Source organism: Clostridium sp. CAG:221 (genome assembly GCA_000435835.1).
Taxonomy (GTDB): domain Bacteria; phylum Bacillota; class Clostridia; order Clostridiales; family Clostridiaceae; genus Clostridium.
On the sequence record FR883416.1, the window covers coordinates 59804 to 70437 of the forward strand.

Genomic DNA, 10634 nt, shown 5'->3' on the forward strand with positions numbered 1-10634 from the left:
TTATGAGTGATGAATTATGAATTATGGTATAAACTCCTATAGGGAGTTTAAAAAATTTAAATATAGAAACTCTTTGAGTTTCATCCTTTATTCATCATTCATAATTCATCATCCATAATTACTTTTTAGCTTCTTGTTTTAAGTAGCTTACGATAAATTGATCTATTTCTCCATTCATCACAGCATTTAAATTGGATGTTTCTTCATTTGTTCTGTGATCTTTCACCATATTATATGGATGGAATACATATGACCTTATCTGACTTCCCCATCCCATATCTTTAAGCTCACCTGTTAAATCTTCGATTTTTTCTTTATGAGCTCTTTCTTTTAATTCAATAAGCTTTGATTTAAGCATTGCCATTGCAGTGTCTTTATTTGCAAATTGACTTCTCTCATTTTGACATTGTACCACTATACCTGTTGGTAAGTGGGTTATTCTAATGGCAGATTCCGTCTTATTAACGTGCTGACCACCTGCTCCGCTGGCTCTATAGGTATCTATCTTTAAATCCTCTGGTCTTATATCAATATCTTGATCCTTAGTTAGTTCTGGAAGAACTTCTACTGAAGCAAAAGAAGTCTGCCTTTTTCCATTTGCATTAAACGGCGAAATTCTTACCAATCTATGGACTCCCTTTTCAGCTTTTAAATAACCATAAGCAAATTCACCTTTCACTTTTAAAGTTACACTTTTAATACCAGCTTCATCACCTTCTAAAAGGTCTAAAGTTTCAACTTTATATCCCTTCTTATCACACCATCTTGTATACATTCTAAGAAGCATTTCAGTCCAATCATTAGCATCTGACCCTCCAACACCTGCATGTAAGTTTAAGATGGCATTATTTCTATCATATTCACCAGATAAAAGAAGCTCTACACGATAACTTTCAACCTCTTTTTCAATTGATCTTATTTCTTGTATAACTTCATTTACAGTATCTTCATCCTCTTGTGCTAATTCAGCCAATACTTCTACATCATCAATTCTACTTACTAAGTTTTCATATCTTTCTATTTTATCTTTTATTATCTTACATTCTTTAGTAACTTCTTCTGCTCTTTTAACATCATCCCAAAATCCATTTTCTTGCATTTGAAGCTCTAATTCCTGAAATCTTTTTTCTAAGCCTCCCTTGTCAAAGTGAAGCCCCCATTTCCTTTAATGTATCTTTTAAACCTGTTAGTTTAGAAACTTCTTGTTCTAACTTTAATAGCATTGTATCACTTCCTTATCTTAAATAAGCAAGGTGGAAAATGCCTAATTAAAATAAGACACTTTCCACCAATAGTTTTATATTTCTAATTATGCTTCTCTACCGCAGCAGTTTTTATATTTCTTTCCGCTTCCGCATGGACACATATCATTTCTGCCAACCCTATTTTCATTTTTTACTGGCGCATTTTTTACCGATTCATCATTTCCATGACTTGCACCAGTTTCTTCTGCAACCTTTTCTCTTTCAACTGGTCTTTCTGCTCTTACATGATATAATAATTTAACAGTTTCTGTCTTAATTCCTTGTATCATTTCATCAAACATTGCACTACCTTCCATTTGGTATGCTTGAATTGGATCTTGTTGCTTGTATGCTCTTAATCCCATTCCTTGTTTTAAATGATCCATATTATCTATATGTGCCATCCATTTTTGATCAACAACTCTTAAAAGAATTACTCTTTCAATTTCTCTCATCTGCTCTTGGCCAAACTCTTCTTCTCTTTGACTATAGATGCTTCTTGCTTTATCTAATAATATCTTTATAATTTCTTCATTAGATAAGTCAGCTAATTCATCCACAGTAAATGTTCCATGTGGGAAGCAGATATCTTCAAGATATTTTAATAATTCTTTTAAATCTTCCTCAATATCTATATGCTCACCAATTAAATGACTATTAACTGAAGATGTTATTACTTCCTCTATCATTCCCTCAATTTGCTCTTTTAAGTTCTTTCCATCAAGAACTTCAGCTCTTTGCTTGTAAATAACTTCTCTTTGTAAATTCATTACATCATCATAACCTAATAAGTTCTTTCTTATATCAAAGTTATTTCCTTCAACTTTCTTTTGAGCATTTTCAATAGCCTTAGTAACCATTTTACTTTCTATAGCTTCATCTTCCTGTAAACCTAATTTATCTATAACGCCTTGAATTTTTTCTGATCCAAATATTCTCATTAAATCATCTTCTAATGAAATATAGAATACTGATTCACCAACATCTCCTTGACGTCCTGATCTACCTCTTAACTGATTATCAATTCTTCTTGATTCATGTCTTTCAGTACCAATTACTTTTAATCCGCCTACTTCTAGTACACCTTCTCCAAGCTTAATATCAGTACCTCTACCTGCCATATTCGTTGCTATAGTAACCATTCCTAATTCACCGGCATGTGAAATAATTTCCGCTTCTTTTTCATGATACTTAGCATTAAGTACTTGATGTCTAATTCCCTTTTTCTTTAATAATGATGAAATGTATTCAGATTTTTCCACACTAGCTGTACCTACTAGAACTGGCTGACCTTTACTATGTGCTTCCATAACTTCTTCAACTATTGCATCATATTTTCCTTTTGCATTTTTGTATATCATATCATGTCTATCTACTCTTGCTACAGGTTTATTTGTTGGAATTACTATAACATCTAAACCATAAATTTCTCTAAATTCATTTTCTTCTGTTAAAGCCGTTCCTGTCATACCTGATAGCTTATTATACATTCTGAAGTAATTTTGGAATGTAATTGTTGCAAGAGTTTTTGATTCTCTTTGAATCTTAACTCCTTCTTTAGCTTCAATTGCTTGATGAAGCCCATCTGAATATCTTCTACCTTCCATAAGTCTTCCAGTAAATTCATCTATAATAACTACTTGATTATCTTTAACAATATAATCTTTGTCTAATCTCATTGTATAATTTGCCTTTAATGCTTGAGTTACATAATGTTGAAGTTCTAAGTGTTCTGCTTCTGCATAATTTTCAATACCAAAATATTTTTCTGCTTTTTCCATACCACTATCTGTTAATAAAACAGCACTTGCTTTTTCATCAATATTGAAATCTTGATCTGCTATTAAACTTTTAACAAAATTGTCTGCTACATTATAAAACTTGGTAGACTTATCTCCCATTCCTGATATTATAAGAGGAGTTCTTGATTCATCTATTAAAATTGAGTCAACCTCATCTACTATTGCAAAATTAAGTTCTCTTTGAACTCTTTCTTCTTTATATATAACCATATTATCTCTTAGATAATCAAATCCAAATTCATTATTTGTTCCGTATGTTATATCACAGTTATAAGCTTCTCTTCTTTGAGCTGGTGTAAGTCCATGAATTATACATCCTGTTGTTAAACCTAAAAATCCATATAGTTTTCCAACTAATTCTGATTGAGTTTTTGCTAAATAATCATTTACTGTGATTACATGAACACCTTTTCCTGCTAAAGCATTTAAATATGCTGGAAGAGATGCAACAAAAGTTTTACCTTCCCCTGTTCTCATTTCAGCTATTCTTCCTTGATGAACTACCATTCCTCCGATAAGCTGCACTCTAAAATGCTTTATTCCTAAAACTCTCCATGAAGCTTCTCTACAAACTGCAAATGCTTCTGGTAATATATCATCTAAAGTTTCGCCTTTTGATAACCTATCTTTAAATTCTGCAGTTTTATTTCTTAATTCGTCATCACTTAACTTCTGCATTGACTTATCTAGTGATTCTATCTTATCTACTACAGATCCAAGTCTTTTAACTTCTCTCTCACTATAAGTACCAAATAGTTTTTCTATAAATCCCATAAGTATTTCCTTTCGTCATCTATATAAAATGATTTTCTTCTTTAATATTCTTTCTATAAATTATACCATTTAGCATATTTATAATTCAACTATAAAACTATCATCTTTAAATCACATATACTTCCACCTAATGTAAAAGCCACCTACTTTTTAAAATAGGTGGCTTTTTTATAATATTATTTATAATCTGGTTCTAAAAGTCCATAATTTCCATCTTTTCTCTTATAAATTACATTTACATTATTTGAATCAGCATCTCTGTATACAAAAAAGTTATGTTCAATTAACTCCATTTGTAGCATTGCTTCTTCTGGACTCATTGGTTTTATATTAAATCTCTTTACTTTAACTATTTCACCATCTTTTTCTTCATTTTCATCTACTGTTAGAGGCTCAAAATTAGCAAATCTTAAGGAATCATTACTTCTTCTTTGTAATTTAGTCCTTTGCTTTCTTATTTGTCTTTCTAATTTTGCTTCTACTAAATCTATTGATTTATACATATCTTCACTAGATTCTTCACATCTTAGGATAACTCCATTAAAAGGTATAGTAACCTCAAAAATCTGGTTATTTCTTTGTACTGTTAATGTTGCCCTTGCTTCAACATCTGGACTAAAATATCTATCTAATTTAGATATCTTCTTTTCAACCATCTCTTTTAATGCTGGTGTTACATTAATGTTTTTACCTATTACTGTTACTTTCATAAAGTCAACCCCTCTCGTTTTTACTCAAAATATTAATATTTATTTTATATTAATATACCCTTCCATGATTATATTTTACCACTGTTGCTTTTATGTTACAATGTAGTATACATTAAATTTTCAGAAAATTAAAACTCTTTTTTCAACATCTTTTACATTAAGCTTCAAAATATTATCTTTTTTATTTTTAATGAAAAATAAAAAAACACTAATTTAAATTAGTGTTTTTTTATAAAGCTAGCTGACCTGGCTTTTGCCCCCACACTCGCCTACTGGAGCTTTCGCTACCCGGACTTAACCTCTCACTACTAACACTCTCAACATCTCTGTTGGTAGGACTAACATCTATACCGCACCATGCTCATTAGCTCTTTGTCTAACTTACGTGGATCGTTTCGCCTGCGACTGGCATCGACTTTCATCCACAGACCTAGCTTTACATTATTATTATATATTGCTTTTAGCAATTGTCAATAGATAAATTTTATTTATATTGCATTTTTCGATATTTTTCTTACATTCATTTATAGTAGCACCAGTGGTATAAACATCATCAATCAATAAAATATTTTTTTTAAAAAGCTTTTCTTTATTTTTTATTTCAAAAGCATCTAAGATATTTTTCATTCTTTCTTCCTTACCTAGAAGTTTTTGTTCTTTTGTTTCTTTTACCTTCACTAAACAATCAATAACAGGTATATCTAAAATGCTACTGATATTTTTTGCTAGCACACTACATTGATTAAACCCTCTCTTTTTTAATGAATCCTTACTTATAGGTACATAACATATACAATCTATACTCAACTTTTTTTCTATAATTATTTGGCACAGTAAATCAGCTAAAACCTTACCTGCAATAAAACTCTTATGATATTTTAAATTTAAAATAAGCTTCTTAAGTACTCCCCCATAATACCCATAAGCCATTATTTCTTCTTGCTGATGAACTCTCTTTATCTCACTTTTACACTTACTACATATTCCTAAAAATCCTTCAACTCCACAAATGATGCATTTATTGTCATAGGGATAAATAATGTCTAAAAGTGCTTCTAGAGCAATTTTTATTATCTTAATAATTTCTTTTCCCATAACCTCTTATTAAATTCTCTTATTATTTCCCTTGACTTATCCATATCCATAGATGTATCTCTTGAAACCAAAAGAACTTCTGGCAATATATCACTTTTTACATCTATACATCCACATAAATATACTATTCGTTTATAAGTATAGCTTGCATCATCACCAAATAATACTAATATATTTACATCTTCAATTCTATTTATATAATCACCCATGCTGTTTGTTACTATAAAAACAGGTTCACTTTTAATAATATCTTCTATATTATTAAAATCATCACCTTTCTCATACTTAATAACTCTGGTATTATTCTCTTTTAAATTATCCTTATAGGTATAATATACCTTATTTAATTTTTCTTTATCTGGAACCATAATGATTACATTTTTATTATTGTAGCTAAACCATTTTACATATTCATATACTGCCAACGGAATATTATCCTCTAATTTTATTCTGGTATTTAAAAACCGTGGTTCAATCATAGGAACAGGATTTAATAAATAAACCAAATCCATTTTTTCACCAATTGGAAATACCCTTTCACAGCTATAGATTATTATTTTATTAACCTTCCAATATACCTTTTCAACAGCATCTCTCATATCTTTTATTGTAGATTTAGAAAACATAGTTATATCATCAAATATAATAAGACTATATTCATCTCCTATATCCTCTATTTCATCTATAGAAATAAATGTTATCCCCTCTTCTATATTACCAGGCATAATCTTTTGAATACTCTTCATATATAGCTGACTATGATTCTTACCATTTATCTCGTTAGAATCCACACTAAAAACATATAATACCTTTTTATTATCGTTTATTAACCTGCTTATTAAATCAAAAAAAACAAATCCTGTATTATATGGTCTGCTTTTTATATTTAATACCTTAGTCTTTTTTTTGTACCAGGACATTATCTTTTTAAAAGCATAACTCAACTCTTTGTAATTCACTTATCAAATACCTCTTTTTCTAACCTATTCAATCATATTCTTATCTATCGTTATATCCATTATTCTTTCTTTCAATGAAGAATATCGTTCCATATTATTGGTATTATTGACCATATACTGAAGTGATCTTTGATTTCCAACAACAACTACTAACTCTTTTGCTCTTGTTATGCCAGTATACAATATATTCCTATTCATTAAAAATGCTGATCCCATAAAAGTTGGCATAACTACAACTTTAAATTCACTTCCTTGACTCTTATGTATAGTAATTGCATATGCTAATTCCAATTCATCTAAAAACATAAATTCATAAATAACTCTTCTTTCATCATCAAATACTACACTTAAAACTTTTCTTTCTTCATCTATGGTTTCAATATATCCCATATCTCCATTGAAGACACCTACACCTTTATTTTCGCCATCTCCACCAATTCTATGCCACTCAAGAGAATAATTGTTCTTTATCTGCATAACCTTATCGCCTTCTCTGAAGACTATATCTCTTACCTGCTTTTCTTTTTTATCCTTACTGCTCGGATTTAATATTGCCTGTATTTCATTATTTAAATTATCTACACCTAGCAATCCTTTTCTTGTAGGCGATAAAACTTGTATATCCCATATCTTACTCCACTTTGAATTAAATGATGGAAGTCTTCTATTTACCAAATCAAGAATAGTGCTTAGAATATTTTCAACTTCATCTCTAGCATCAAAGAAAAAGTCTCCACCTTTTTTATTTAAATATGGCATTTCTCCATTATTAATCTTATGGGCATTAACTATTATCATACTTTCTTTGCCTTGTCTAAATATTTCTTTTAATCTTACAACATTAATAAACTTGCTATTAATTAAATCTCTAAGGACATTTCCTGGTCCTACAGATGGCAACTGATCAACATCACCTACAATTATTACCCTTGTTCCTAACTTTATGGCTTTTAAAAGGCTATTCATCAGCATTATATCTATCATTGATGCTTCATCTATAATAATTACATCTGCTTCTAAAGGCTCACCTTCACCTTTACCAAAGAAGGAATTTTCATCATCACTTACTCCCATTTCTAAAAGCCTATGAATTGTTTTTGCCTCTCTACCAGTAGACTCGCTCATTCTTTTAGCAGCCCTTCCTGTAGGTGCTGCTAAAAGAACCTTCATACCACTATTTTCATATATCTCAATTATACATTTTATTATGGTGGTTTTCCCTGTTCCTGGACCTCCTGTAATAATTTCTATACCATTTTCAAAAGCCCCTAATATTGCCTCCTTTTGTGATGGTGCAAATTTAATATTATTTTTCTTTTCAAATGTGCTAACTTCAAATTCTACATCAGTATTTATGGTCTGAAAATTTTCTATACATAAAGTTATTATTTTATTTGTTACTCCCAGTTCACAATAATAATATGGTAAAGAATATACAGCTTCTATGTCTTTTATTTTTTCAATCTTCAACTTTTCCTCAAGAACGCAGTTATATATGTTTTCTTCAACAATATCTCGACTTACAGCCAGCACCTTCTGACATTCTTGAATTAGCTTATCCTTTGGCATATATGTATTTCCCATAGCAGAAAAGTTATTTAAAACATATCTTATACCACTTTGTATCCTAAAGGAAGATGTATCCTCAACACCAAACTCTTTAGCAATCTTATCAGCTGTCAAAAATCCAATACCTGATATTTCTTCATTTAATATATATGGATTGGTTGATACTTTATTTATTGAATCTGCGCCAAATTTTTTATATATCTTTAAACACTGATTTACTGTCATGCCATGCTTTTGAAAAAATATCATAATATCTTTTAAATCCTTGGTTTCAATATAAGATTCATATATTATGTTAAATTTCTTTTCACCAATTCCCTCAACTTCTTTTAGTCTCTCAATATGATTATCAAGAATGTCTAAAGTATCTTTACCAAAGGCCTTCACTATCTTTTTAGCTGTTACTGGACCTATTCCACGTATAATACCTGTACTTAAATATTTCTCTATTTCTTTTGATGATGAAGGTAACTTTTCTTTATATTCTTCTACACTAAATTGCCTTCCAAACTGCTTATGCTGAATAAATTTTCCTTTGACTTCAATTTGCTGTCCTTCTTGCAGTAGTGGCATTACACCTACAATTGTTATTAGTTCTTTATTAGCTGTAATCTTAGCAACAGTATATCCTGTATCTTCACTTTTAAATATAATAGCTTCCACTAAACCTTCTAACACTAGTGATTCCATCTATATTTCCAACCCTTCTAAAGTTCTCTCTTGTAATTATTTTATTATAGCATAATAACAAGAAAAGGTGGATTATGAAAAACTTAATCCACCTTTTTACTAATTAAAGAAATTTTTTAATTTCTTCAACTTTATTTAATTGTTCCCATGGAAGATTTAAATCATGTCTTCCAAAATGTCCATAAGCAGCTGTTTGCTTATATATAGGTCTTCTTAACCCTAAATCTCTGATAATTGCACCAGGTCTTAAATCAAATACCTTTTCTACTATTGATACAATTTCTTCATCATTTATTTTACCTGTTTCAAAAGTTTCTACTGATATTGATACTGGTTTAGCTACACCTATTGCATAAGCTAATTGTATTTCTATTTTATCTGCAACTCCTGCTGCTACTAAGTTCTTTGCAACCCATCTTGCAGCATATGCAGCTGATCTATCTACTTTAGTTGGATCTTTTCCTGAGAAAGCACCACCACCGTGTCTTCCACTTCCTCCATAAGTATCAACTATAATTTTTCTACCTGTTAATCCACTATCACCTTGTGGTCCACCAACAACGAATCTTCCTGTTGGATTTATGAAATATTTTGTTTCTTCATCTAATAATTCTGTTGGAATAACAGCCTTTATTACATGTTCCATTAAATCTCTTCTTATTTGTTCTTGTGATACTTTTTCATCATGTTGTGTTGAAATTACTACTGTATCTATTCTTACAACATTATTTCCATCATACTCAACAGTTACTTGTGTTTTTCCATCAGGTCTTAAGTAACTTAATGTACCATTTTTTCTTACCTCAGTAAGTCTTCTAGCTAACTTATGGGCAGTTATTATTGGTAATGGCATAAATTCTTCTGTTTCGTTAGTTGCATAACCAAACATCATTCCTTGATCCCCAGCACCAACTGCTTCAACATCATCTTTATTTCCTTGTTTTGATTCAAGAGCTTCATCAACTCCCATAGCTATATCACTTGATTGTTCATCTATTGATGATAATACTGAACAAGTATCGCAATCAAATCCATATTTTGCTCTGTCGTATCCAATTTCTCTTATAGTATCTCTAACTACTTTAGGAATATCAACATAACACTTAGTTGAAATTTCCCCCATAACTAATACCATTCCTGTAGTCACTGTTGTTTCACAAGCAACTCTAGCATTTGGATCCTTTGCTAAAATGTTGTCTAATATTGCATCTGAAATTTGATCGCAAATCTTATCTGGATGCCCTTCTGTAACTGATTCTGATGTAAATAATTTTCTCATTATGCTTAGCTCCTCTCTTATCGTCATGATATTAATTCTAAGCAATTAAAAGCAATAAAAAAAACTCTTCAATAAGAAGAGCCTATATTCATAAGGTCTTTTCTTATCTCGCAAACTTTCTTGCAGGAATTGGCACCACGCTTAGTTAGTTATGAATGATGAATTACGAATGATGAATTATAGAAATTCCAAAGGAATTTTAATCTTAACTCATAATTCTTAATTCATAATCCTACATTTACTAAGTAGGTTGCCGGGTTTCACAGGGCCCTTTCCCTCCACCTCTCTTGATAAGAATTAATATCATGTTCAATTTTCAACTAATTGTAACATTATCCAAAAATTATGTCAATATATATTTTTTTGAAAAATAAAAAATAAAATATAACAAAAAAGTATAATCAAAAGATTATACCTTATGGTGGAGGAGGACGGATTCGAACCATCGAAACGAAACGTAACAGATTTACAGTCTGCCCCCTTTGGCCTCTCGGGAACTCCTCCATTTGTGG

Annotated in this window: 7 protein-coding genes, 1 tRNA gene and 1 riboswitch; all 8 genes read right to left on the minus strand. The window is 30.4% G+C overall.

All coding sequences use genetic code 11. The annotated features are described in order from the left end of the window. Positions 1 to 118: 118 nt before the first annotated feature. The 8 genes from prfB to Q5O44_RS11405 all read right to left on the minus strand — a co-directional run bounded on the left by prfB (position 119) and on the right by Q5O44_RS11405 (position 10626). Positions 119 to 1223, minus strand: a protein-coding gene (gene prfB, locus Q5O44_RS11370; protein WP_291661461.1) for a peptide chain release factor 2 whose coding sequence is annotated in 2 segments (ribosomal slippage) — positions 119 to 1144 and positions 1146 to 1223 — 1104 coding nt in all. Because the reading frame shifts where the segments join, the coding sequence is not laid out codon by codon here. A gap of 86 nt (positions 1224 to 1309) precedes the next feature. Beyond that, a complete protein-coding gene (gene secA / locus Q5O44_RS11375) occupies positions 1310 to 3820 on the minus strand; it encodes a preprotein translocase subunit SecA (protein ID WP_022168548.1) in 2511 nt (836 codons plus the stop codon). A 176-nt stretch (positions 3821 to 3996) separates the two neighbouring features. Further along, complete coding sequence (gene hpf, locus Q5O44_RS11380) at positions 3997 to 4530, minus strand: ribosome hibernation-promoting factor, HPF/YfiA family (protein WP_022168549.1); 534 nt, start codon at positions 4528 to 4530, stop codon at positions 3997 to 3999. 447 nt (positions 4531 to 4977) lie between these two features. After that, a complete protein-coding gene (locus Q5O44_RS11385) occupies positions 4978 to 5625 on the minus strand; it encodes a ComF family protein (protein ID WP_022168550.1) in 648 nt (215 codons plus the stop codon). Next, entirely contained in the window at positions 5601 to 6584 is a 984-nt protein-coding gene (locus Q5O44_RS11390; protein ID WP_022168551.1) for a hypothetical protein, read from the minus strand. The genes Q5O44_RS11385 and Q5O44_RS11390 overlap by 25 nt, the downstream gene beginning before the upstream one ends. 24 nt (positions 6585 to 6608) lie before the next feature. Then, positions 6609 to 8843, minus strand: coding sequence for an ATP-dependent RecD-like DNA helicase (locus Q5O44_RS11395; protein ID WP_022168552.1), 2235 nt, complete (start codon positions 8841 to 8843; stop codon positions 6609 to 6611). Between the two features lie 103 nt (positions 8844 to 8946). After that, a complete protein-coding gene (metK, locus tag Q5O44_RS11400; protein WP_022168553.1) occupies positions 8947 to 10122 on the minus strand; it encodes a methionine adenosyltransferase in 1176 nt (391 codons plus the stop codon). 100 nt (positions 10123 to 10222) lie between these two features. Beyond that, positions 10223 to 10419, minus strand: a riboswitch (SAM riboswitch). Between the two features lie 122 nt (positions 10420 to 10541). Then, positions 10542 to 10626: transfer RNA gene (locus Q5O44_RS11405), tRNA-Tyr, on the minus strand. Between the last annotated feature and the right edge of the window lie 8 nt (positions 10627 to 10634).